This is a genomic window from Geodermatophilus sp. SYSU D01176 (genome assembly GCF_054050015.1).
Window position 1 is genome coordinate 41,756 of sequence record NZ_JBJGYN010000010.1, and the last position, 24,271, is coordinate 66,026.

16 protein-coding genes are annotated in these 24,271 nt (G+C 64.5%); 11 read left to right on the top strand and 5 right to left on the bottom strand.

What is annotated here, in order from left to right; translation table 11 throughout:
• Nucleotides 1-94: 94 nt before the first annotated feature.
• The 8 genes from dpdE to dpdD all read left to right on the top strand — a co-directional run bounded on the left by dpdE (nucleotide 95) and on the right by dpdD (nucleotide 17,291).
• Complete coding sequence (gene dpdE, locus ACI78Z_RS07930; protein WP_457035979.1) at nucleotides 95-3,298, top strand: protein DpdE; 3,204 nt, start codon at nucleotides 95-97, stop codon at nucleotides 3,296-3,298.
• Entirely contained in the window at nucleotides 3,291-5,861 is a 2,571-nt protein-coding gene (gene dpdF / locus ACI78Z_RS07935) for a protein DpdF (protein WP_457035980.1), read from the top strand. The genes dpdE and dpdF overlap by 8 nt, the downstream gene beginning before the upstream one ends.
• Nucleotides 5,862-6,743 (top strand): hypothetical protein, encoded by an 882-nt coding sequence (locus ACI78Z_RS07940; RefSeq protein ID WP_457035981.1) that lies wholly within the window; start codon nucleotides 5,862-5,864, stop codon nucleotides 6,741-6,743.
• Nucleotides 6,740-9,718 (top strand): protein DpdH, encoded by a 2,979-nt coding sequence (gene dpdH / locus ACI78Z_RS07945; protein WP_457035982.1) that lies wholly within the window; start codon nucleotides 6,740-6,742, stop codon nucleotides 9,716-9,718. The genes ACI78Z_RS07940 and dpdH overlap by 4 nt, the downstream gene beginning before the upstream one ends.
• Nucleotides 9,711-10,397: a hypothetical protein gene (locus tag ACI78Z_RS07950; RefSeq protein ID WP_457035983.1), complete on the top strand. Its 687-nt coding sequence runs from the start codon at nucleotides 9,711-9,713 to the stop codon at nucleotides 10,395-10,397. The genes dpdH and ACI78Z_RS07950 overlap by 8 nt, the downstream gene beginning before the upstream one ends.
• Nucleotides 10,394-14,785, top strand: coding sequence for a protein DpdJ (dpdJ, locus tag ACI78Z_RS07955; RefSeq protein ID WP_457035984.1), 4,392 nt, complete (start codon nucleotides 10,394-10,396; stop codon nucleotides 14,783-14,785). Before ACI78Z_RS07950 ends, dpdJ begins: the two co-directional genes overlap by 4 nt.
• Complete coding sequence (dpdK, locus tag ACI78Z_RS07960; RefSeq protein WP_457035985.1) at nucleotides 14,782-15,303, top strand: phospholipase D-like domain-containing protein DpdK; 522 nt, start codon at nucleotides 14,782-14,784, stop codon at nucleotides 15,301-15,303. Before dpdJ ends, dpdK begins: the two co-directional genes overlap by 4 nt.
• Before the next feature lie 221 nt (nucleotides 15,304-15,524).
• Nucleotides 15,525-17,291: a protein DpdD gene (gene dpdD, locus ACI78Z_RS07965; protein WP_457035986.1), complete on the top strand. Its 1,767-nt coding sequence runs from the start codon at nucleotides 15,525-15,527 to the stop codon at nucleotides 17,289-17,291.
• A 117-nt stretch (nucleotides 17,292-17,408) separates the two neighbouring features.
• On the opposite strand, the gene dbpB (ACI78Z_RS07970) is transcribed toward dpdD, so the two are convergent.
• The 4 genes from dbpB (ACI78Z_RS07970) to ACI78Z_RS07985 are packed head-to-tail and all read right to left on the bottom strand — an operon-like array spanning nucleotide 17,409 to nucleotide 21,779.
• Nucleotides 17,409-18,497 carry a DGQHR domain-containing protein DpdB gene (dbpB, locus tag ACI78Z_RS07970; protein WP_457035987.1) on the bottom strand — a complete coding sequence of 363 codons (1,089 nt, stop codon included), beginning with the start codon at nucleotides 18,495-18,497 and terminating at the stop codon, nucleotides 17,409-17,411.
• The gene (gene dpdA, locus ACI78Z_RS07975; RefSeq protein ID WP_457035988.1) at nucleotides 18,497-19,729 is read right to left on the bottom strand and encodes a tRNA-guanine transglycosylase DpdA; all 1,233 of its coding nucleotides are present in this window, start codon (nucleotides 19,727-19,729) and stop codon (nucleotides 18,497-18,499) included. The genes dbpB (ACI78Z_RS07970) and dpdA overlap by 1 nt, the downstream gene beginning before the upstream one ends.
• On the bottom strand, nucleotides 19,726-20,865 hold the full coding sequence (gene dbpB, locus ACI78Z_RS07980) for a DGQHR domain-containing protein DpdB (RefSeq protein WP_457035989.1): 1,140 nt from the start codon (nucleotides 20,863-20,865) through the stop codon (nucleotides 19,726-19,728). The genes dpdA and dbpB (ACI78Z_RS07980) overlap by 4 nt, the downstream gene beginning before the upstream one ends.
• On the bottom strand, nucleotides 20,862-21,779 hold the full coding sequence (locus ACI78Z_RS07985; protein WP_457035990.1) for a hypothetical protein: 918 nt from the start codon (nucleotides 21,777-21,779) through the stop codon (nucleotides 20,862-20,864). The genes dbpB (ACI78Z_RS07980) and ACI78Z_RS07985 overlap by 4 nt, the downstream gene beginning before the upstream one ends.
• A gap of 115 nt (nucleotides 21,780-21,894) precedes the next feature.
• On the opposite strand from ACI78Z_RS07985, the gene queC reads away from it, so the two are divergent.
• Genes queC through queD form a run of 3 tightly spaced genes read left to right on the top strand, consistent with a single transcriptional unit; the run spans nucleotide 21,895 to nucleotide 23,581 of the window.
• Nucleotides 21,895-22,587, top strand: coding sequence for a 7-cyano-7-deazaguanine synthase QueC (gene queC / locus ACI78Z_RS07990; RefSeq protein ID WP_457035991.1), 693 nt, complete (start codon nucleotides 21,895-21,897; stop codon nucleotides 22,585-22,587).
• Nucleotides 22,584-23,216 (top strand): 7-carboxy-7-deazaguanine synthase, encoded by a 633-nt coding sequence (queE, locus tag ACI78Z_RS07995; protein WP_457035992.1) that lies wholly within the window; start codon nucleotides 22,584-22,586, stop codon nucleotides 23,214-23,216. The genes queC and queE overlap by 4 nt, the downstream gene beginning before the upstream one ends.
• The gene (gene queD, locus ACI78Z_RS08000) at nucleotides 23,213-23,581 is read left to right on the top strand and encodes a 6-carboxytetrahydropterin synthase QueD (RefSeq protein ID WP_457035993.1); all 369 of its coding nucleotides are present in this window, start codon (nucleotides 23,213-23,215) and stop codon (nucleotides 23,579-23,581) included. The genes queE and queD overlap by 4 nt, the downstream gene beginning before the upstream one ends.
• Here queD and ACI78Z_RS08005 read toward each other — a convergent pair.
• Nucleotides 23,578-24,177 carry a VUT family protein gene (locus ACI78Z_RS08005; RefSeq protein ID WP_457035994.1) on the bottom strand — a complete coding sequence of 200 codons (600 nt, stop codon included), beginning with the start codon at nucleotides 24,175-24,177 and terminating at the stop codon, nucleotides 23,578-23,580. The two genes, queD and ACI78Z_RS08005, sit on opposite strands and share 4 nt — an antisense overlap.
• Between the last annotated feature and the right edge of the window lie 94 nt (nucleotides 24,178-24,271).

Here is a 24,271-nt window from a genome sequence, read left to right on the forward strand (position 1 = left end):
GGCGAAGCTTCCGACCTCCGGTGCCAGACTCACAGCGGTTCCGAGACGGGGGAGGGCGATAAGAGTGTCGTCGAGTGGCGATGTTGGGAAGTTCGTGCTGCATCCCCACGCTGCCGGCATCGCCCGGATCGGTGAAGTCGCGGATGGGCGAGCGCGGCTTGATCTGTTCGAGTCCGTAGCTCAACCCGTCGCCGAGTCGCGGTGGGTGCCGATGACCGAGGTCCGACGGGTTCGACTCAGCCCGCAGACGCGCGTCTTCTTCCAGGATGGTTGGGGACGTTGGCGCGCGGGCCGGGTCCTCGGCGGCGGTCCAGATCTCTACCACGTGAGGTTGCCGAACAGCGATGTGGACTTCCAGGTCTCCGAGGACCGACTGCGAGTGCGTTGGGATCGACCTCCTCAAGACCCGTTGCAGGTCCTGCTAGCAGGAGCGAACGAGACGCCGCGCTATCGCGACGCGCGTGAACCGGTCCGGCGACTGCTGCTGGCTGAGCGGGCCGCCACCGCTTCGGCGACTGGGATCGTGTCGGCCGGTGTCCGACTCCATGCGCATCAAATCAGTGCTGCCCTGCGAATCATCCAAGATCCGGTACAGCGGTATCTGCTAGCCGACGAGGTCGGGATGGGCAAGACGGTGCAGGCCGGCTTCGTCATGCGTCAGTTGCTTATCGACGTCCCGGGTCGACGCATCGGGGTCATCGTCCCCGACGCACTAAAGGCCCAATGGCGCGCTGAACTGCTCGAAAAGTTCTACCTGGACGACTTCCCCTTGCCCGGCGGTCGCCTGCCCTTCGAGATTCTCGGTCACGACGAGGTCGACAACTGGAGCGAGTTGGACGGCGCAGACCTTCTGGTGATCGACGAGGCGCATCTGCTGGCGCGCACCGAAGGCCCGCAGGAATCGCCGTACCGCGAACTTGCCAGTTTGGCGCGTGCCGTGCCACGACTGCTGATGCTCACCGCAACGCCGTTCTCGCGTCACAGCGCCACTCATCTCGCGCTGCTACACCTACTGGACCCGCTCCTTTTTCGGTGGGATCGCCGGGCGGAGTTCGACCGGTTGCTGGAGGCGCGGAGAGAGTTGGCACTCGCCATCTTCGGCCTCGATGAGGATCCAGACCCGGACAACCCCGAACTGCTTCAGTTCGAATTCGACGAGATCCGCAAGATCGTGCCCGACGACAGCACTCTCGCCGAGACGATCGAACGGACGATGCTTCTATTCGGGCCACCGGGGGCCGATCCGGCACACGTGGACAGGGCGGAATTGCGACGGGCCGTGGCCGCGGTTCGCACCCACGTCTCTGAGACCTATCGCTTACATCACCGCGTCATCCGCAACCGACGGCATGTCGTGGAGATGCAACGCCTGGACGATCAGGGACTGCTCACGCCATTCGAGTTCGCTGGGCGCAGTCGGCCGGGTGTCCTTCGGATCGAGGCCGAGGAAGCTACCGCCGCAGCCACCTTCCTGGCTGATTGGGCGGCGAAGAGCGCTGCAGCGGTGCTGGATGAGGGAGCGGAAGTTGTCCCCCTCGGTCAGGTTCTTGCCGTGCTTGCCTCCCGGGCGGGAGGTCCGGTCAACGACCTGCTGGCGGCAGTTGACTACCGCATCGGCGGCATCGATAGCGAGGTGCTGTCCCCGGCCGAAAAGGCGCTGCTAAGAGCGCATCCCGCGATGGCCTTCGAAGCCGACCTCGCGGAGAGGCTGCGTGCAGGGGAGGGCTCCGATGCAATGCAGGCGCTGGCGGCGGCGCTGCGGGACCACTGCAAGGCAGCACGAAGCATCGTCTTCTGCGGCCGAGGATCGCTCGCCGGCCAGTTGGTGCAGAAATTGTCGAGCAGTGGGCCCGGACGAGCCCTTTCGCACTTGAGCACACAGACGGAGCAGCAGCGCGAAGAAGCAGTGCGGGCCTGGCGGACGGGCGGCGGCATGCTCGTCGTGGATGACAGCGGCGAGGTTGGACGCAACTTCCAAGATGCTGATGCCGTGTACCACCTGCGGGTTCCCTGGAACCCGAACGCACTGGAGCAGCGGATCGGTCGCGTTGACCGCTACAGCGATCGTAGGGCCGGAAAGCAATTCGTGGTCGTCGACCCCGATCTCCAAGGCATTTTGACCACGTGGCTCAAGGTGCTCGCCAACGGCTTTGTCATTTTTACCGAGTCACTCTCGGCGATGCAAGAGATTGTCGGCGATCTGGCTGCGCGGGCTTGGGGTCAACTCATTCGTGAGGGAGTCGAAGGATTCCTCGCAGAAGCCGAGACCATCCACTCGCTGCTGACGCAGGAGAAGCGCCGGATCAACGAGATCGACGCCCTCGAATCGAGCTACGGAACCCACTCGGGCGGCGATGCGATGGCTCTGGCCATCGCCGAATACGAGGCACGCACGGCTGAGATCGAACGGGCATACCGCGGCTTCGTCGAAGGTCCGGAGGGGCTACGTCTGGCTGGCAAGGCGAATCTGGACGGCAGTGTCGCATTTGGACGCAATCCGGATGCGGATCCACTTGTCAGCGGACGCTTGCTGACACGACTGATGACTGTCGAGGCGGCCCGGATCGGATTCTTTGACCGTTGGCGCCTCACTGGCCGACGGCGACTGTTTCGACGGGGCAACCCCTTCATTAGCGGAATTGAATCACTGTTGAGTTTGGACGACCGTGGCCAGGCAGTGGCGATGTGGCGAGTCGAGCCGCGTTGGCACCAGGAGCCGACGGTGTTTTTCGGCTTCGACTTCCTCATCGAGGCCGACATCGCACCAGTTCTCGCAGTACTCGCGGATAACACCGAACTCGAACCGATCTCCCGCCGCCGCGCCGACGTGGCGTTCACTCCACAGCACCATTGCGTCTGGATTCCCCCGAACACCAGCCAAGCCGTCGAGAACGCCGCTCTCGTCGAGCTCCTGTCACGGCCCTACAGCGACAGGAGCGACAAGAACCTCAACTCGCAACGGATCGCTGCCCTCCACGCCATCCTGGGCGGCGAGGAGAACCTGGCGCCCATAGCCACCGCCTGTTATGAAACAGCGCTGAACAGGGTCACGGATGTCGCCGATGTTGTGGAGGCGTCGCGGCGAGCCGGTGACCGAGTCCGGCAGCAGACCGATTACTTGCTTGCGCAGAGCCGAGCCCGATCGCAAGCAGGCGGTCTCGTCGCCGATCCATTGGCGCTCGAGACCGACGTGGCGCTGGGAAGGGCCCTGGAGTCGGCCGTCACCGCACCCGCCATCCGGCTCAGCACGGTCAGTTGCGTCGTCCTCGCCTCCAAGCCGTGGAGCTCGCATGTCTAGGGACGATCTGGCAGTGGCGCAAGCAGCGCTGTCGGCCTGGCCCGACCCGGTCGAGGTCCCTGCCGAGAGCCTCTGCAGCGATGTCTGTCGGCGCCTCCTGAACGCGATGGCAGGCCTGCAAGTGGGGCAGGCGGGATGGCGCGACGTTGCCGCACTGATCCGGCAAGTGCTGCTCATCTCACAGACGACGTACGGCGGTGATAGACGCTTGTCGGTTCCCGTCACGCAGCACTGGCCCACCGTTGACCAGTGGCACGAGGTGCGATGTGCCGCCAGCACGCTGGTCGGAGGAGGCCTGGCTGTCGGGGCTCTGGAGTGGGAGCCGCCTGTTCCCCGCGACGGGCCCACCTCGGCATCTCTGGCACGCGAGCAAGTGCGCGCTGTCTACCGCGATGTCGAGCCGGATGGGGTGGCCCTGCTGCCGGCTGATCCATTCTGGAAATTCGCCCACGGCTACCCCGCCTACCGCGGCGAGTCGCAGCGCCAGGCTGCGCGCGCCGCCGTCCTTAACGACGGCGCAGCCCTCGTTGTGGCCCTACCCACGGGCCGCGGGAAGACCGCAGTCGCGTGGTCCAAAGTGCTGTTGTCCAGCCACGGCGTCACCATCGTCGTGGTACCCACCGTGGTGCTCGCACTGGACATGGAACGCCGCACAGCCGAACTGGCAAGGAATTCGAATAAAGAGCTCAGCCCGAACGGCCGCTACGCATATGTCGGATCCCTGGACAATGACACCAAGAAGGAACTTCGCGACCAAGTCCGCTCAGGTCGGCAGCGACTGCTGTACACCTCACCCGAGGCGTTCGTCTCTGGACTGGCCAGTGCGGTGCTGGAGTGTGCCTCGGCGGGCCACCTGCAACAGATCGTTATCGACGAAGCGCACCTCGTCGACCAATGGGGCGCGAACTTTCGTCCCGAGTTCCAGACCATGCCCGGGCTCATTCGCGAAGCGCACGACAGGGCCCCGCAGGCCAGCAAGCCCGCGGTGCTTCTGCTCAGTGCCACGCTCTCCCGGCAACCTCTGCGCCTGCTGACCAAGCTGTTCGCCCTGGGCGGGGACGAGGTCGAACTCGTCTGGGGGTCCGAACTGCGTACCGAACCGGCGTACTTTCTCGACTCGTATCCCGACGAACAGAGTCGCGCCGAAGCGATCGTGACCGCCGTCAGCTGCCTGCCGAGACCACTGCTGCTTTACACCACCAAGGTCAACGATGCGGAGTCCTGGGCGGCGACGTTGCGCGCGCAAGGGTTGCGGCGGGTCGGATGTGTCACCGGCGACTCGAGTGACGAGCAACGCCGCACCGTCATGGAGCAATGGCGCGGGTCGACGACCGCCGGCCTGCCCACCGCCACGGGCTTCGATGTTGTAGTTGGCACGTCTGCGTTCGGACTGGGACTCGACATGCCCAATGTCCGCACGGTGCTACACGCGTGCCTACCGGAGACCATCGACCGGTACTACCAAGAGGTCGGCCGCGCCGGCCGCGACGGTCGGCCGTCGATCGCATATTTGTGCGGTGGCCCGCAAGACGAACAGATCGCCGAGAGCCTCAGTCGCGTCGTGCTAATCGGCGACGATCTCGGCTGGAAACGCTGGCGGAGCATGATGCACGGCGCGGAGCACCTCACGGGGTTTCGATACCGCGTGCGGAAGAGCACACTGCCCACCTACCTCACCGACGGCTACGGGCGCAGTGCGCAGTGGAATGTGCGCACTTTGACGCTGATGGCGCAGGCCGGGGTCATCGGCTTGCGGGCCCCGCGTTGGACGCCCAATCCGGACGCCTCGGAGGAGGCAAACGCGAAAGACCGCGACGACTTCTACGCCAACGTCGATGACTTCTTGGAGTTCGACCTGATTGACGGCGAACTGCTTGGGGAACAAGGCTGGAAGACCGCACTGGCGTTCATTCGCCAAGAAGTACGCACCGCTCAACATGAAGCACTCCATGCTGTGCTTTCTCTCGTGCGAGGCCAGGAGTGCGTCGGGCGAGTCATCGCCAGACATTTCCAGGTTCCCTTCGGAGGAGGCACACTTCGAACGGCACCGGCCTGCCGTGGATGCCCGGCCTGCCGACGAGTGCCTGAGCAATGCCCTGGCACGCACCCGCTTGAAGCGGCCCCTGACCTCCCAGCACCGCGTGGGCGCGACCCCCTGGCGGCCTGGCGCGGGGAGAGACCAGGGCTGTTCATCTGGTATACCGAGGGGCAACAAGCAGATCCACTGCTGGTGCGATTGGCCCAACGCGGCGTCCACGTCTTCGCCGGTATGCCCGGCGCCGTCGGTGACCACCTGCAACGCTCGGTTCCGAACACTGCCATCGTGACGGACGATCACACCTTGACGCACCAACTGTCCGACTATTTTCCGGGGCCGATTGCCTTCGTGCTCCCGCAAGCGCACGTGACGGCCGAAATTAGCGAACGGCTGGCTCTGGGCCTGATTAGCTACGTCATCGGCCCAGACTCAACACCCGATCCGCACAAACCGGGCAGCCTGCTGCGGGACGTCACGGGGGACACGACCCCGATTGCGCTCGACGCTCTACTGAGGAGTCTGTGAATGGATGTGCTCAACCCGAGCCCTGCCTACTGCGTTCCGCAGGCCATGTGGCTCACCTATCGGGTGATTATGGAACATCCGGATCTCTCACAAACTCAGATCCTCGACTTCGTGACACCAGAGACAATGCGGCCCCGCACGCCCGGCAACGGCGCGCACGCGACACGAGCCTTGGCCGCGCTGCGCGAGTTTGGACTCGTTTGCGTTGGCGGCGACGGGTTGTACCAGGCCGACAAACTGGCAGACTCCGCAGAGTTCATACGCGTGCTGCGATACCGACTGCTCGCGCCACCGGAGACCTTCGGCGCCGACTTCGAAGGCGCGCCCTCGCTACGCCTTGGGCTCATATGGCTGATGCGGCAGGCACCGTTTGTGCCCTTGGACTGGGGCTACGTTCAGACCGTCAATCGCACGCAGTTGTTCACCAACGACACTCGCTTCAACGCGTTCCGCCCGTGGAGCATCGCCCTTGGCATGGGCATGCCGGCGCTGGGCGCCATGGTCGAAGGGGCGAAACAGAAGGCAACCGGCGAGAAGGTTGTGCCGGATCCCACCCAGGCTGTCATTGACGTAATCAAGCACCCCGTCACCGGTCATATACCGCGAGGCGAACGAATCCCTATCCAGCAACTGCTCGAATTCCTCCGCGCCGAACTCCCCGTCCTTCCTGGCCATCCCAGCGCCAACTACGACGGGATTGCAGGTGATCCCGACAACGGGTTGCGTGCCGTGGGATTGGCTCTAACCAGCGCCGAGGCGCGCGGCATCCTCACCATGACCTATCAGTCCGACCCCTCCGGCGTGATCGCACTGCCCGATGCCCAAGATGCTGGGCGCGACCGGTACGTTTCCGCCCTGACAATCAAGGAGTTGGCACCGTGACCGCACAGGTCAACTTCGTCTGCTGGTCTGCCGCGGAGGTCACCTCAACGATCCCCACTGAGGCAGCGACGCAGTCCCGGGCGGTTCTACTAGCAACGCACTCCCCGTTGCGCATCACCCGCCAGAGAGGTGAGGGCGGCGGGCAGGCCGCGACCAACTCGATATCCGAGAAGGACGTGCTCGATGAGTTTCTCGAGTCGCCACCCACGAACGGCGTGCTCGCAGCAACTGTTCTCGGCGAATCGGGAGCGGGCAAGTCCCATTTGATTCGCTGGATCGAAGCGAACATCGAGAGACGCCCGAGTCGTCACGTCATCTACTTGCAGAAGACCGAGACGAGCCTAAAGGACGTTATCGAAAAGCTGTTACTCGGTCAGGTGGACCCAGAATTCGAGGAGATCCGACGAAAGCTGTCCAGCCTGGGCAGTGGAATGACACCCGATGAGATGGAACAGCGCATCCTGGACGGGTTGGCCGAGGCGCTGCGCACCAGAGCGGGCGATAACCCCTTCGCAAAAAAACTGGTCGGAGATAACGGTCTGCGACTGATCTTTCTCGACCCGCTCCTTCGGAGCCATCTACTGCGCCCCAACTCGTTTGTGAAGCGCTACGCGCATTACGCACTTCATGGGCGGGGAGAGTCTGAACCCGACGTGCCTCTGGAGTTCACTCTTGAAGACTTGCCAACCGATATTGTCGCTTATGCGAATCTCTCTGACGCCGCTTTGAAAACTCGCGAGGTCGTCAAAGACTTGATCTCGAAGCCGGCGATGCAAGTTGAGGCCGTACGACTCCTGAACCAGGTACTCGAGGCGGCTACAACCAAGGCAGCGAGTCTCAACGCCGGCGACGTGAGTCAAGCGTTCAAACGGATCCGCGAGAAGTTCGCCGGCCATGAGATCGTGCTGCTGATCGAGGACGTCGCACTGATCCAGGGCGTGAGGCGGGACCTGCTGGACGCGATCGTTGAGGTAGGCGTCGTGCAGGGGCAAGAAAAATACGCCACGGTTCGCACGATGCTCGCTGTCACTTCGGGTTACTACCGGGACTTGCTTCCCGACACCTTCCGGACGCGCGCGGAGGCTTCGTCCCCTCTTTATACGGTGGACGTGGAGTTCGATACGCCGGGCGCCGACGAACAGGTATTTATGAACTTCATGGGCCGCTATCTCAATGCGGCACGGGTTGGCAAGACAAGTCTAGAACAGGCCAGTCCTGAGGTGCCGAACGCTTGTATGAGTTGCCAGTTCCAGCCGTCATGTCATGAGACCTTTGGAGCATCGCAGCAGGGATATGGTCTCTACCCGTACAACGGGGCCGCCCTGATGCGCGCCGTACGTGCTCTCGCCGACAAGGGCAGCGAGCGCGCTGTCTTCAACCCCCGGCGTGTGTTGTCCCGTGCCGTGCGCGACGTGCTCAACGACAACGTGCAGACCCTCAAAGCCGGCAGGTTCCCACCGCCCGGCTTCCTCAGTCACGAATCATCTGCCATGGGTCTGCCTTTTCTCCCGGCCTACGTGCAAGAGCAACTCCAGAAAACGTTCAGCGGCGATGACGGCGGCCGGGCCGACTCCCTACTGACGTTCTGGGGAAACGTCGGACGAGAGTCGATCAGCGATGAGATCCTCACCGCGTTCTCGCATCCATCGCTTCCTGCCGATCTGTTCCGGGAACGTCCGACCGATCCGGCACCTGGCCCTGTCACTACCGCACCGGGGGATCTCCCACCGTCGGTACGCAGCCAGCTCGACGGCATCGACAGTTGGCTCAACGGCACTGACCTGCGGCAAAGCCTAGCCGCAGAATTGCGCGCCATAGTCCGTGACCGCCTCCTGGCTCGAATCGACTGGTTCGATCCCGCCATCAAAGAACCGGACGCCACGACCGTCAACAAAGCAATACCGAACAACATGCGCAGCATCTCGATCATCGGCGCAAGTGAGAACCTCGCCGGAGTCGTTCCGATCATGCGACTCCCGCGAGACGCTCGAACCGCGATGATGTTCCGCGGCCTCATATTGATCAAGGCCGGATTCTGGCAGCGCGCCGGCGATGCGTTGCCTCGCCTGGACGCCGCCGTCGCCAGCCACGTACAGGAAGCCAAAATCCGCATCCAGCGAGCTATGGCCGTCGATGACGCGTCGCTGGCTCAAGTGGCGGCATCCCTGATTCGGGGAGCCGCCGCCAGCGGCGGTCTTCCTGCCAAGCCGAAGGAACTCGACTTCGCCAACGCGATCTTCTGGCAGTCGTCGACCGGTCAGCGCAGCGATGAAGCCTCGCGCTCCCCAGGGTGGCGGACGGCCTACAGGGAATACACGGCCGAACGTGGGGCTGTCATCGATCACTTCCTGCGCGGGATCGGTGTTGCACAGGGGACCGGTGCCGTGCATGCCGTGGATTACCAACGCCTGAGCGCCATCATACGCACGGCGCGGAAACTCATCACCGACGGCGCCGAACTCGACATTCCAAACTGGAGCACCAAAGCGCACCGACGACTCGCATTCCTCGAGCAAGCCTGCCATGCGCAACTCTCTCACTGGCAGGAGCTGGTCGACCGCATCCGAGTCGATGTCCCTCAGGGCACCACCGTGAACGAGACAGTCACGGCGATCATAGACGCGGTGAAGGCTGGCCAGAGTTATGGGTTCGTGAAAGTTTCACCGCTGGCCGATCTTCAAGCGCGAAACGAGGCCGCCGCCCAATGGGATCAGTCCGTTGTGTCATCCATGGAGAGACTATTGGATACCGCTAAGGCCGAGAGCGGTCTGGCACTGCTCTCCCTTGTCGGCGCGCCTGTGGGCGCTGACCTACAGGCGATGGCTGGTTACCTCGCGTACAGCAGGCAATGGATCGAGGCAGGAATCGCCGATGCTGAAAGCGACAGCGGCGCCGTATCAGACCTCGACGATCAAATCCGTGATGTTGTTGAGACCTGGTCCCGCATCTTGGAGGAAGAAGCCACGGATGACTGAGACCGCGGACATGCAAAGCCTCTACGTGCGAGCTAAGCGCCTGACGGCGCTATCGCGCGCCAAGAGCGAGAATGCGAAGGAGACCCAGGAGCAGGGGCAAGCCGAGACGGCTCTGTACAACCTGAAGGCGGAGCTCGCCAGACTCGAGAACGCCCTAGGTGTCTACCGCAAACTGCGCGAAGTCGGCGCCCCCGTGACAGACCTGCCCGACCTTGCCGCTCCTGCTCGACGGTTGCGGGATCACGTTGAGACGACCGGACGCCCCACCCATCAATTCCTGAACGCCCGCAAGACGGACGTTAGTAAAGCCGCCACGGACATGGCTGCCGCGAACCAACAGGCGTGGCGGTCGTGGGCCACCGAAGAGATCGACAAACTCCCACTCGCGGCCCTGCCCAAGCTGAATCCAGCGGACCGCAGGCAAGCCGCGAGTGCGCTCGACACGATGAAGAAGGCCGCCGCTGCATCGCAGATCAGCATCAGCGAGGTGACAATCTTCCGAGTCGCGCTTTCCAACGCCGCCGAACTGCTCGCCAACATTGGAACAACCGAATCCGACGGGATTCTAAGCCGATTCCAGAGCGGCCAGATCCTGCTGAGCCTGCTCAGCGATGAGGACCTGGCAACGCTCAGGAGCGACGAGGCGCTCAAGGATCAGTTGTACGTGGTGATCTCGTGAACCCAGATCCTTGGGCCAGCACCGGCGACCTGCTCAGCAGGTTGGAAGACCTCGAACGGCCCTTGCTGGAGTGGGGGGTCGTCGACGGCTTTCTCGACCACGCCGACGTCGAACAAGCCATCGACGACCAACGCCTCATCGACGCCGGCAGGACCACGGGATCACTGCCCAGCGGTGACGAGTATCTGCAGCATCTCCTTGACACCGGACTCTTGCACAAGTTGCCCGACTCCATCCCGCGCTACCGCACAAGGCTCAGCGAGACGCTGCGACTGCTTCGCACACTGCGCCAACTTTGGCCACCGAACACCCCCACAGCGGCAGGCTGGTGGCGCAACTCCAGCACCCTCGTCGCCGACTACCGACTACGCGTCGCACCGCGGCGATATCCACGCCGCTCGGTTACAGCGGCCGACGCGATCAGCGAACTCGCCGGCGCGTCCTACTGGAGTCCGTTGCACGCCGATGTGCTCACTCGCCTCGTCGGCGGATCACTGCTGGCCAACTTCCAGGTCCACGCGGCTTCGTCGATCCTGTCCGCACTCGCCGGGTCCACGATGTCCGCACGGATCATCACCGCCGGCACCGGTTCGGGCAAAACCCTTGCGTTCTATCTGCCAGCGCTACTCGACATTGCGGCCACCGCTGACGCCGCTCGAACCGGCCCGCACACCTTGGCGCTCTACCCGCGCAACGAGTTGCTGCGGGACCAAGCACGCGAGTCGCTGCGGACTGTCCAGGAGTTGGGGCCGCTCCACGGCCCTGGTTCCAGGTCGGCGCGGATCGCACTGCTGTACGGCGACACGCCTTGGGATGCGGACCTGCAGGTCGGCAAGGGTCGGACCAAATGGAATCGGCACGGACAAGGCTGGGCCTGCCCCTATTTCGGGTGCCCGACCGATGACTGCCGCGGCACTCTGGTCTGGTCAGACGAGGATCGAGGCGCAGGCCTCGAGCGACTCGTGTGCTCAGCGTGCAACTACGCGACGAACCCAGGCACGGTGGCGTTGACGCGTGATTCGATGATCGCCCGGCCCCCCGACATCCTGTTCAGTTCCACCGAGATGCTCAGCCAGCAGTCCACGAGTGCGGGTCTGGGGCGATTGCTCGGGTGGAAGGGAGCGAACGGAACTCGTCTCGTGCTGCTGGACGAAGTGCACACCTACTCCGGAGCGCACGGTGCCCAGGTGGGTCTGATGCTGCGGCGCTGGCGCTACGCCAACCGCCAATGGGGTAGCAAGGCACCGGTCATGGTCGGGCTGTCCGCAACTCTGCGGGATGCGGGCGATTTCTTTTCTACCTTGACTGGCACCGAGCGCAGCAACGTCGAAATCATCGCTCCTGCCCCTGACGACATGCTTCCGACGAGTCGCGAATACGGCATCGTGCTGCGCGGCGACCCCGTCTCTGGGGCGTCACTGCTTTCGACAACCATCCAGACCATTATGCTGCTGGGTCGCACCTTGGACACCACGCCTGGCACTTACGGTTCGGTCACATTCGCGTTCACCGACAACCTCGACGTTATCAATCGTCTTTACGACAATCTGCGCGACGCCGAAGGAATCCTGCCCAACGGCCGAGCGCGTGGCGCCATCCTCGCCAACCTGCGCAGCCCCCAAGAACCGCAAGCCGCAGACCGATACCTAGAGGGCCAATCCTGGGACCTGCCCGCACGCCTGCAACGCATGGACCGCGCGCTACGGGTGGCTAGAACGTCATCTCAAGATGTTGGCACGGACTCCAACGCCGACGTCATCACCGCCACCTCCTCGCTCGAGGTCGGATTCAACGATCCCCGGGTTGGCGCGGTTATTCAACACAAAGCCCCCCGCGACCTCGCTTCCTTCCTGCAACGCCGAGGACGCGCCGGACGCCGACTGGAGATGCGACCCATCACGGCCGTCGTCCTGTCCGACTACGGCCGCGACAGAATCGCCTACCAGACTTACGAAAAACTGCTCGACCCCGAGATCGACGCCCGATCACTGCCGATCAACAACCGCTACATCATCAAGATGCAGGCCGCCCACGGTCTGCTCGACTGGCTGGCCCGTAAGTCGACGGCCGACGTGCGCGCGATCTTGTCCCCACCACGACCCGGCTGGTCGGACCCGAAGACAAGCCAGGTACTCACGCTACTGCGCGAGGTGATCGGGAACGCCGAGCGTCAACAGGACCTGGCCGAATACCTGCGCCGGTCCTTGACGCTAAGTTCGGACGAGGTCCAAGCCGCGCTGTGGGAAGAGCCCCGCTCGTTGCTGCTGTCGGTTGTGCCCACCGCGCTGCGCCGACTGGAAGCGGCCTGGCGAACTCTGCCTGGCGACGCTGATCCGGGCGCCCAAGAGCGAACACCGCTGCCGGAGTTCATGACCACTCCTCTGTTCGCGTCCCTCAACACCCCCGACGTGCGATTCGAACTGCCCGCCGGCTTCGCCGATCAGCAAGCGACGATGCCGATAGCCCAAGCACTGCGTGACGCGGTCCCCGGCAGAGTCAGTCGTCGGTTCGGCTACGCCAACGCGCAGGCCCGCACCTGGCTGCCCGTTCCGCCACCGGGACAAGACCTCGAACTGCAAGACATCGTCGCCCGCGGGCACGGGTTGGGAACATGGACCACCGCCGACGGACAGAACTATGAGGTGGTCCGACCCCTGGCGCTACGACTGGCCAGCCCACCAGCGAATGTCGGCGATACGTCTAATGCAATGCCGTTGTGGAGATCGACATTCGAGTACGACCTCGTCTCCCTACGCCACGTTGACGTGCCGACCCCCTCGGCGTGGGCTGATCTGGTCGATACCTGCGCGTTCGCCCTGCACGTCGCCGGTGGGCCGCTCACCGTCCGTCGAATGACGATCGGGTCCGACGGTGAACTGCTGCTCCAGAACGGCACCAGCACCCCACTCCACGTCCGCTACACACACAACGGCCAGGCGGCTGCACTCGGCTTCGAACTGGATGTCGACGCCATGATTCTTACCGGACGATTGGCGCCCGCCGACAGGAGTTTCCTGCGGCCCTTCGCGACCACTCCCCAATGGCGAACCCTGGCCTTCCGCCGCCGCGTTCTCGAGGACCCACGCCTAGACGACATCGCCAACGTCTTCCAGCGACAATGGCTCGCCGAGATCTACCTGCACGCCTTCATCGCTCAGGGACTCGCCGGACAGAATCTCACTGAAATACCGGCGAACCTGGCAGCAGGTCGCTGGGCCGACGACCTCGCCCAGTTCCTCGCGATCGCCTACCGTGCCGACCCCAACGGCGTCGCGGGCCAATCCCGCACCATCACTGATCTCACCGCTCTGTCTGCAGACACCAGTGTCCGAGCGGTCCTTGAGGAGCATGGCGACCTCCTCGTGACCCCCAACCTGTACGGCTACACCAGTGACCTTCTGGAGCGCGTGTTCCTCGACACACTGGCCAACGCCGTCCTGACGGCCACCGAAGAGACTCTTCCTGACGCCCAGGAAACCGATCTTGCGGTCGATGTCGAGTTCGACCTTGAAACCCGCCGCTACAGAGTCATCGTCTCGGAAACATCCATCGGTGGACTCGGACTTATCGAAGGCCTCCACCGCGACTACACCCAAGACCCACGCAGATTTTGGGACGCCGTCGCCCGCGCCTGTGCACCGACCGAAGCCGAAGACGTCGACAAAGCCATGCAGGACGTCCTTGTCGACGTTCTCAATCCGGCACATCGCCTTGCTCAATCCGTGGCGGCCTTCCGGAACGCAACCGGGATTGCCGCGATGGACGGCGCCCTCGACAGCCTGCTGACTGCCTGGACCGAGTCCGACGGTCCGCCCGGACACCTGCTGGTCTCAACGTTCGCCGCCCGACTACTACGCCCCGGATCGACCCCAACGATCGATCACCTAGTCGCGAATCTCGCCACGGCGTGGACTCAGCAGGAAGCTCGGATCGGCGTGGAGATCGACGCACGCACTTTGCTCTTCCACGCTGACCAAGGCCACCTCGGCTTCAGCCTCGCACCACTGACGTCCGACGCCGCGTTCTCTCTGCTGTGGCTGAGAGGACCACAAGCCCGCGTGCAACGACTCGAACACTGGCACCCCTACCGCGACAACGTCGTGATTGAACGCCTCGCGCTCGAAAGCGTCATCCGTGACCGGACAACCGCCGTGGACGTGACGCGACCCCACTGGCTGGAGGACTACATCAAAGCCATTGAGAGCGATGGACGAGTCGTTCTCACCGCTCCCTATCCTCAGCGGGCAGTCCTGGCCGAGAGCATCCGGCAGGCCACGGTTACCGCCGCCGAACGTAACGGATTGAGGGTCTACGGTCGAATCACCGGGATTCTCCAGCGACACGGAACTTTGCAAGCGAACTTCTCACTCGCCGAGGAACTGCAGTGACCGGCAAACGTACGGTGCGGACCAGACCCCGCAACGGCCTCGCCATCGGCGACGTCCTTACTGCCGCGCTGTTGTCCGAACTCTGCGCACCTAGCCCGGAATTCTGGCTCGTCACCGGATGGGTTACCGACATCCCCATCATCGACAACTCGTTCCGCCAATTCGACGACGTCCTCGGCCTCGAATCACGATCCACCCTCAGCCTGAGCGAGGTCTTCGCGCTGCTGACCCGGCAAGACACCCACCTTCACGTCGCCGTTCGACAGGACCCGCACAACCTGAGCTTCGTCGACAGGTTGCGCCGTACCTGCGTCGCCGACCACCTCCACCTGTACTCCAGCAGCGAGCTGCACGAAAAAATCATGATCGGCTGGAACTGGGTGTTGAAAGGATCTATGAACTTCACCTGGAACGGGACACAACTAAACGAAGAAGCCCTCGATCTTGAAGTCGATCCGGCCAACGCGGCCCGTCAGCGCCTCGAGGTCAGGACTCGGTGGATCGGCGCACAATCATGACAGAGGCGACTGCACAAGCGTTCCTGTCGCGGTTCTTCGCTGCACCTAACACGGCGTGGCCAAAAACCGACCCGCGGCATCCCGCGGCCACGACTTTGGCCCCGTTTCTTGACGCGCTGTCGAAACGCGGCGAGTGCCCATTGGTGCTGCCTCGCCGCGAGACGTCCTGGCCAGCGGCCTTGTATTACGTGACCTGTTGGGATACCGCGCACGCCGGCCGCATGCGCCCCTTGCTGGAGGCAGCGGTCGCCCACAACTGGTGTCCCTTCGATGGGCGCGTAGCCGCGCTCAAGGCGGAGGATCCCATCGACGCAGCAATCCTGGACCTCGTTGGCCCTGGCACGACCTACGTCCTGCGCCCCCAACCGCAGACAGCAGGACCGGCCTACACCGCGATCAAACGCCTGGTCGACACCCTCCGTGACCAACCACTGCGCCGCCCCAATCCGGCCCGCCCGATCGGACGAATGCTCCGCGAGTTCGAACTGGCACTCGCCAACGGGTCGGCCGAAACCTCCGCCGAGATCCTGCACGAGATCGAGACCCTGGGCGGGATCTCCCACGAGAACCTCGCCTATCTTGAGATTCGACGACTCGCACGACTCGGCCAAGACCGCGCCCTGCTCGCGCACGGATCGTTGCCCACGATCGTCTACTCCGAACCACCCCTACTCGTTCGGGAAGCAGTCCTCGCAGCCTGGGCCAGAGCCAACCTCGCCCTTCCCCTGACCGCCGAAAACCTGCCGGACGCCGTCGCGGCGCTGAGCACAGCCGAACCCGACGTCGCCATGCTCGTCGACACTCGACTCGCCAACGCAAACGATCCTGACGCGATCACCGTCGGCGCCATCGCCGCCGTAGCGCGCGGCGACGCAGGCCTCGGGATGGCACTCGCGGCGACCGGCGCCATCAACTCGGACATGCTCAGCGGGCTACACGAGCACGTTCAGGCTGCGCCGGCTGCCGAGCAGACGGCAGTGGTGGAGGCGGAATCCGATGTCACAGCCGAAGTTGCGGTAAGCGACACGAGTGCAGACGCCAGCACCGTCGACCAGCCACCAACGATCGACTCTTGGCTCGCCTGGACCGACCAACTCGACGCACCTCAAGGGGGCGACCTAACAGTCGAGCAGGTCGAGAATTGGGCGCCGGCGTGGAGTATCGACGCAGAACTCGCCGACGCAATCGACGCGCTCCCACAGATCGCCACTGACTCGCTCCTCTCGAGCGTGGCCACATTCCTCGACACCGATGACCCGAACCACCCAGCAGTGAGAACGGCTGCTGCTCTTCTAAGCCACTATCTTGTCGCGGAACGCTTCAGCCCCAATGACCTCGGTGCAATCTGCGCCCTTCTGGAGATCGTCCTTCGCGCAGCGCCACCGGTCGCGCTGTACCGGGGAACGCTCGAGGACCTCCGCTCGTATGCCTCGCAGTGGGTTGCGACTAGCACCGCCGCCCGCGTCCTTGACATCGCCGATGTCGTCGCCTCCGGCCCTAACAGCGACCCCGACACGCGGGCAGCATTCGTCGCGGCCCTGCTGTCCCCACTCCACCATCTACGGCACAGGCTCTCACCAGCTCTTAGACGCCTGGCATCACTCATCGCCGCCGACGTCGAACTTGACTTCACATGGAATGACCGGGAAGCCGACAGCACGGATGAAACCAGCGGCCGGGCGCTTCGCGGTCAGTTGCTGCTGTACAGCCTCGACGAGGGATGCCTTGCGCGCGTAGAGAAGGCGGTCGAACTGCAGTGGCCCGGCGTCGGCGTGCATACCTCCTCTGACAAGGTCGGCAGTCCAGCCTTGCGTCAGCACGCCCGAAACGCCGACTTGATCGTCATGGCTACGCGGCGGGCGGCCCACGCGGCTACCGGCTTCATTACTGGTGCTGCAAATAGGGCGCTAATCCGATACGCGGACGGATCCGGGTCTGCGTCGATGATGCGCGCGGTTGAAGCGGGCATCGCCGAACTAACGGATTGAGAGGGGTGGGCCGTATGCCGCACAGTCATCTTTTCCACTATGAACCGGTCCAAGTGGCTTGCTTCGGCTCCCACCGGGGCGTCCTGCGAGGGTCGTACTGGGTGATCCGACGGCCGGTCAGATTGAGAGTTGGGTCATCAGGAAGTTGGTGAGGAGGCGTATGTCGTTCGGCGTGTTCTGAATCTGGTTCCAGCGGCGCGGCCCCGTCGGGAACGCCCACTCCCCAGTCGTCCAGGCGGACCCGGCCAACTTGCCAATTGTGCTACTGGCCTGGCCTACCTCGGCCAAGGGAACCCCTTCGGTAAGGTGGTCCATGACGTAGCCGAGAGCGGCAATGCCGGCCCCGTGAGTGAGCCTTGAGTTCCGCGGCGGCAACCTCCATGCGTCGGGGAACGTGGCCTCAACGGTGCTCCAAAAGGTTTTGAGGTGACTGACCATCGCCCCGACATTACCTTCGCCGGTGTCCGCATAGCGATAGGCGTAGAGAGCGCCGTTGTAGACGCTGTTCTCCACCATCCGGAGGACGGCGTTGTCCTTGATGATCCCCTTGGGTTGGGTTGGCGTGGCGATCATCTCGTGGAACGGGGAGTCCGAGTCTACGTTGAGGCGGTAGACGACCTCGGCGGCGAGCCGGCGGCGCATCAAGGGCAAGGGCAACTCGTCCTGTGTGGCCGGCAGAAGTTCGTGGATGAGCCCCTTGGGTAGTGGGCGGGTGTTGTTGACCAGGATGAACTGCGCGCGCTGTTCTTCCTCGTTGGCGACGAAGGAGATGACGCACACGGGGAACTCGTCCACTTCAGACTCACGGATCGCAGCGGTCCGTTGCTGGCCATCGACGATCCATCCGGGCTTGTGCCCGTCGTCCTGCGATTCGTCCACCGGGATAACGAGGGTCCCCATCGCCGCGTAGGTGACAGCGGAGGAGTCCGCGTCGATCGCCTCGAATCGCACACTGTCATCGAACGCGACAACGATCGCGTTCGGCAGTAGGGCGCCGGGCTTCTCCAGGTACCTCTGGATGCCCCGGATGTGCTTGAGGACCTCGGGACGTTGGTAGCCCTGCAGTCCCGCGTCCTCGTCTCGTCCGACGCGAGCCACCGCAGCGAAGTCCCCGAGTCGTTTGCCGTCGACGGCGAACGAGTACAGGGCGCGTTCCCCCTGCATCAGCCTGATGCAGGGGAGTCGGAGGTCGTAACGATCGGCCATCACACGGCCTCCTTCGTCTTCTGTGGCAACTCGCGTACCTGCGAGCACAGGACGGACAGGTTGTGGAATCCGCGGCGCTTGTTGCGTTCCGTGCCACGGAATATCGCGATCTCGATGCCATGTGCTTCGCAGAGGCTGCAGTTGCACCGTTCCCACGGCCGGTCGGCGAGGGTGTCCGTGTACTCAGACAGATAACTGCGTCGGACACCGATGATCTGCTCGTACTGGTTCAAGGCGTCCAGGGCCTCATTGTTGTACGCGGCATTCGTGCCGGCGGCGCGCAGGGCCTCGAGGCAACGGCGTTCTGCCTGGACCGCTTCGCGTTGGTCGATCTCGCCGGCGAGGACGCGTCGCTTGACTGTGGGGTTCGCGTCTACCTGTGGTACTCGAATGGCAACGTAATGCTCACCGTTGCGTACGTGATAGTTGTTCCGGTCGTCCATGAAGGCTTGCCGAAACGGTGCCGTGCTGTCGAAACTCGTGACCCCGTATTGGGCGAACTCGGACATGGACTCCAGTCGGGTGATCCCTAGCAGGTGGAGTTCGACGTCGGCATTCCTGATCTCGTCGACGGCCGCCAGGGAGGCCAGGATGTCTGGCGTCTTCAAGGGGACCATGCCGCCCAGTGCGATGCGCTTGTAACCCATGTCCTGGAGTTGGCCGACGCTGTCGGTGTAGCTCGTCGGATCCCATCCCTGGGCGGCGCCGACGGGTACGAAGGGTTCACCGCGGTCGCGACACTCATCGAGAAAAGTCTGCGCGTAGCGCAACGATATCCGGCGTCGCTCCTGCCAGTCCTCATGTCCATGCTGGAGGTCGAGTCGCCTGTCGTATGCCAGGACCACGTGGTCCACCGAGACCCCGGCCGCGAACCCGATCGACTCATAGAAGTCGGCGACCTCGGTCACCGAGTAAGGGGGTTCTGGCTCGTTCACGTAGTTGAAGGCGCCGCAGTCCCCGAGGGTAGGGGCGTTCACCGGCAGGCGGAAAAACTCTCGGACGCCGTATCGGTAGAGCCGCGAGCGCTGGGCTTCGGAGTACTTGCCAGCTCCTCGGGTGCTCCCATCAACGATCGCCTTGCTGACGAGGAGGCCGTCGTACGGCGGAGGATCGAGCACCTCGTGCGCGTAGCGGTCGTCCCGTTGCCGGACCCGGAACGGCGAGTACTCCTCGGTGCGGAAGTCGAAGGACGGACTGATCTGGTCCTGGCTGTCGGGAAAGAAGAACCTCACGCCCGTGCCTTCTGGGACTCCTGGATGTACAGGCGAACGAGGTAGTTGCTCAGCATGCGGATGTCTCTCTGGATGTTCTGGAGGGCGTCCCAGGCGACGCCGAGGTCGTCCCACTCTCCTGCGGTCCACCGACAGTACGGAGCGACCTTGCCGAGCTCCTGGCGCACGGCTTGCTCGGCGTCCTTGTGAGTGGGGTCGATGGTCAGCATGACCCGGTCCATCAGTCGGGCCATGGCCCGCAGGCCGGTGCCATGCATGAGCCTGGACTGCGTCGGGGGAAGGCCCCAGGCGTCGGGGAAGGTCGCGCGGACCGCACGCCAGTAGCACAGGAGCAGGCGGTAGATCCCGTCGATGTCGGTCTCGGCCGTCGCCATGTTGCGGTACGGGTACAGGGCGCCCGCGGAGGAGTTGAGGCTCTCCTCGATCGCGCTGACCAGGACGGTGTCGGTCACGACAGCCTGGGGCTTCTCGGTGTCCGGAGTCGAGGCCCGCTTGATGAGGCCGTGGAACGGGGAGGCCGGTTGCCTGTTCAGTAGATCGACGAGGGCGCTGGGAATGCGCTTCGCGCTCATCTTGGGCGAGAGAGAGGTCCAGACCTCGGGCAGCAGTTCGGTCACGAGTCCGCGGGGGAGCGGTTGGACGTTGTTCACGCGGAGGAACTGGTCTCGCTGGACCTCGATGTCGTCGGCGATGAAGGCAGTGACCGGAACGGGGAGGTCCTGTCGCTTCGTCCGTGTCAGCGCTAGCGCGCGCTGCTGTCCGTCTACTAGCCATCCGGGCCGTGACTCGCCGGGCTTGGGCAGCGGGATCTCGAGAGTCCCTGCCGCGGCCAGCCCGTCATGCGTCCCGGGGCCGCGGCTCTGACGGAACTTGACCGTCGAGGGCAGGGCGACGATGACGGCGTGGGGGAAGAGCACGGAGTCCCCGTCGAGGTACTCGACAATCTGGTTGACGTGCCGGCGGACCTCGGGGCGCTGGTAGCCGATGAGTTGGCCTTCTTCGTCGCGTGAGATGCGACTGATGTCCGCGACCTGGAGCAGTTCCGCCGCAGTGACGGTGAAGAGGAAGACGGGTGTCCCCGACGGTTGCTGTACGGAGAGTGCGCGTCGCTGCAGGACGTTCTCGGGAGCCGTCACTGCTCCTCCTGGACTTCTCGATACAGACGTGCGAAGCGAGACTGCTCGCACGCCGACCCTGACCGGCGCAGTTCGGTCAGCAGAGGGGTCCGGGCCGTCGGGCGGACCTGCAGGCTCTCGCGGATGAAGGTGCGCACCTCGTCGTCCGTCAACGGCGGACGGGGCGCTGCCTCCGACAGTCGGTTGCCGACCGCCCACTCCTCCCAGCGCAGGTGTGCGGTCGAACTCCCGATGGGGGTCCCACCCGCCAACTCGAGGTACTTGGCAGCGGCACGGGCGTTCAGGGTGACCTGTGTCCCGCCCAGCCTCTGCCGCAGTCCGTAGCTGGAGACGGGGGACTGCGGCGTCGGTCGATGGCTCGAGACGACCGCCACGCCCTCGTCGCCGGCGAGGGCCAGAAGTTCCTCACCGAGCGGCTGGAGGTAGCTGGGCGACAGAGCGAGCAGGAACTGGTCTGCTTCCTCCCGCACGAGACGCAGGTCGGCCGCGGTGCGGCCCAGGAAGGTCCTCGTCCGGAGCCCCAGCCACCAGGAACGGCGGCCGTGGCGATCCTCCGCGACCTGATCCGGGCCGGCCGAGAAGCTGGCCTCATAGGCCGGAGCGCTGCTGTCCACCGGAGCCAGGCCCAGGCCGGCTGAGGCGACCCACAGATCGACTGTGTAGCCGAGATGCTGAGCTCGCGACTCGAGGTCGAGTGCGGACTGCCACATCGGGCCGCCGTACAGACCGCGCAGGGGGACGCGATCGGTCGCTGGCTGGCTGTCGAGTCGCTCGACCCACGTGTGCACCCTGCCCGGACCATCGTTCAGGTGCCGGACCATGGTGTCGTCCGCGGCAGCCACCCGTTTCGTGGCCGTGCAGGAGACGACGATTGTGAGGCGCCCCTTGGCTCGCGTCCCGCACAGTTGCTGCACACGGGCAATCTAGACCGAGCTGCAGTTGCGGTGCGCATGAGGCACCCTGCTGGCGTGTCAACTGCAGCGGCCTGCATGCTGTCCGCCTAGGGTCGCTGCGACCAAGGAGGTGAGCATGAGCAAGCCGGCGGTGGTCCTGCTCAGCGGAGGACTCGACTCGACGACGGTCCTGGCGATCGCCAGGGACCGAGGCTTCGAGCCGTTCGCGTTGAGCTTCGACTACGGGCAGAAGCACGAGGTGGAACTGGCATCGGCTCGCGCCGTCGCAGCCGCGATGGGCGTGAAACGGCACGAGGTGCTCCACGTCGGGCTGAGCGCCTTCGGTGGGAGTTCTTTGACAGACGACGCGATGGAGGTGCCGATCGGCCGAACGCACGACGACATCGGCGAGGGCATCCCGTCGACCTACGTGCCTGCCCGCAACACGGTCTTTCTCGCCTGTGCCCTGGGTTATGCCGAGGTGCTGGGCGCCGAGGACATCTTCATCGGCGTCAACGCCCTCGACTACAGCGGCTACCCGGACTGCAGGCCTGAGTTCATCGAGGCCTTCGAGCGTCTGGCCAACCTGGCCACCGCCGCCGCGGTCGAGGGGCGCCAGCACATCTCCGTGCACGCACCCCTGATGACCATGACCAAGGCGGACATCGTCCGGGAGGGCACCCGGCTGGGTGTCGACTACTCCATGACGGTCAGTTGCTACCGAGCCGATGAACGCGGGTCCTGCGGCGAGTGCGACTCCTGCACCCTGCGCCTGCGCGGCTTCGCCGAAGCCGGCCTGGTGGACCCCACGCCGTACTGGCCCCGATGAAGACGTACTTCATCAAAGAGATCTTCTACACGCTGCAAGGAGAGGGCGCGCACGCGGGACGTCCCGCCGTCTTCTGCCGCTTCTCCCGCTGCAACCTGTGGACCGGTCTGGAGCGGGACAGGCACCGGGCCGTGTGCCAGTTCTGTGACACCGACTTCGTCGGCGTTGATGGCGAAGGCGGGGGCAAATACGTCAGCGCGGACGCACTGGCGGACGCGGTCGCCCGACGGTGGCCCGGCGGTGGGCGCCCCTTCGTCGTCTGCACCGGTGGCGAACCGCTCCTGCAACTCGACGAGGCTGCCGTCGACGCGCTGCACGACCGCGGCTTCGAGATCGCCGTGGAGACCAACGGCACGCAGCGCCCTCCCCGGGGGCTCGACTGGATTTGTGTCAGCCCCAAGGCAGGCGCTGACCTGGTCGTCACGAGCGGTGACGAGCTGAAACTGGTCTTTCCCCAGCCCCGGGCGCTACCCGAGACCTTCGAGTCGCTCGACTTCCGCTCGTTCCGTCTGCAACCGCTTGATGACCAGCGCGTCGAGGAGAACACCGCCCGAGCGGTCGCCTACTGCCTGAGCAACCCCCAGTGGTCCCTGAGCCTGCAGACCCACAAGTACTTGAGGATCCCATGACCGAGTTGTGGCGCACCTTCTCCTTCGATGCCGCGCACTACCTGCCCAAGGTCCCGGCCGGCCACAAGTGCGGCAACATGCACGGGCACACCTACACGGTCGAGATCCGTCTCCGCGGGGAAGTCGATCCCGTTGCGGGCTGGGTCCGCGACTTCGGGGACATCAAAGAGGCGTTCCGTCCCCTCGAGGCGGAGCTCGATCACAAGGTGCTCAACGACGTCCCCGGGCTGGACAACCCAACGAGTGAGTTGCTCGCTCAATGGCTCTGGGAGCATCTGATCGATGTCCTGCCCGACCTGTACAGCGTCAGTGTGAGCGAGACGGCGAACTCCGGCGTGGTCTACCAGGGAGCGACCTCGGTCTAGGCCGAGCCGCTGGGAGCGAGTCGCTCGCTCCGTCGTTCACCGCCCGCCGCGGTACGTCCGGCAACCGCAACGGCGCGCCGGGCGATCTCCACGACGACCAGGATGCTCGCCGTCACGTAGACGGCCTTGACCAGGACCTGGCCCCCGACATTGGTCATGGTCAGAGGGATGCCGGCCAGGGGCAGGAAGACGCAGGTGTCGACGACTGCTCCAACGGCGTTGGAGGCAATGAGCGCCCGGCGCCAGCCAGACCGTCGCAGGCGACGCCAGACGAACAGGTCGGTCAACTCCCCGAGTGCAAACGCTGCGGCTGACGCGCCCGCGATGCCAGGGCCGGCGAGCAGCGCGGACAGGATGACGCCCAGGGCGATGGTGGGCAGGACCCAGGTGAACCCGCCGAGTCGGTCCAGGCCGTCGCGCAGCCCGAGAGCAAGGCCGGCCGCATAGGTGCCGGCGGGCACCATCAGGCCGAACCCTGCAGGGATGACGCCGAAGGTGGACACGAGCCAGTTGGCGCCGACGACGGTACTCAACAGTCCCAGTGCCAGGACCGCGCTGAGAAATCGGCGATTCAAGGGCGAAGCGGCGGCGCTCATGCCTGGAGGCTCTCACCCGCCTCTGACGGCCGAGGGCAGGACGTCCCGTTATCCCCGTAACAGCAGTGGGGAACAGGTCGCGGTCCGCTCTGTT

Bases quoted from the DNA above. Each gene is read 5' to 3' on its own strand.
- dpdF (WP_457035980.1), top strand. From the start codon at position 3,291: ATGTCTAGGGACGATCTGGCAGTGGCGCAAGCAGCGCTGTCGGCCTGG.
- ACI78Z_RS07940 (WP_457035981.1), top strand. From the start codon at position 5,862: ATGGATGTGCTCAACCCGAGCCCTGCCTACTGCGTTCCGCAGGCCATG.
- ACI78Z_RS07950 (WP_457035983.1), top strand. From the start codon at position 9,711: ATGACTGAGACCGCGGACATGCAAAGCCTCTACGTGCGAGCTAAGCGC.
- dpdD (WP_457035986.1), top strand. From the start codon at position 15,525: ATGCGCCCCTTGCTGGAGGCAGCGGTCGCCCACAACTGGTGTCCCTTC.
- dbpB (WP_457035987.1), bottom strand. From the start codon at position 18,497: ATGGCCGATCGTTACGACCTCCGACTCCCCTGCATCAGGCTGATGCAG.
- queC (WP_457035991.1), top strand. From the start codon at position 21,895: ATGAGCAAGCCGGCGGTGGTCCTGCTCAGCGGAGGACTCGACTCGACG.
- queE (WP_457035992.1), top strand. From the start codon at position 22,584: ATGAAGACGTACTTCATCAAAGAGATCTTCTACACGCTGCAAGGAGAG.
- queD (WP_457035993.1), top strand. From the start codon at position 23,213: ATGACCGAGTTGTGGCGCACCTTCTCCTTCGATGCCGCGCACTACCTG.
- ACI78Z_RS08005 (WP_457035994.1), bottom strand. From the start codon at position 24,177: ATGAGCGCCGCCGCTTCGCCCTTGAATCGCCGATTTCTCAGCGCGGTC.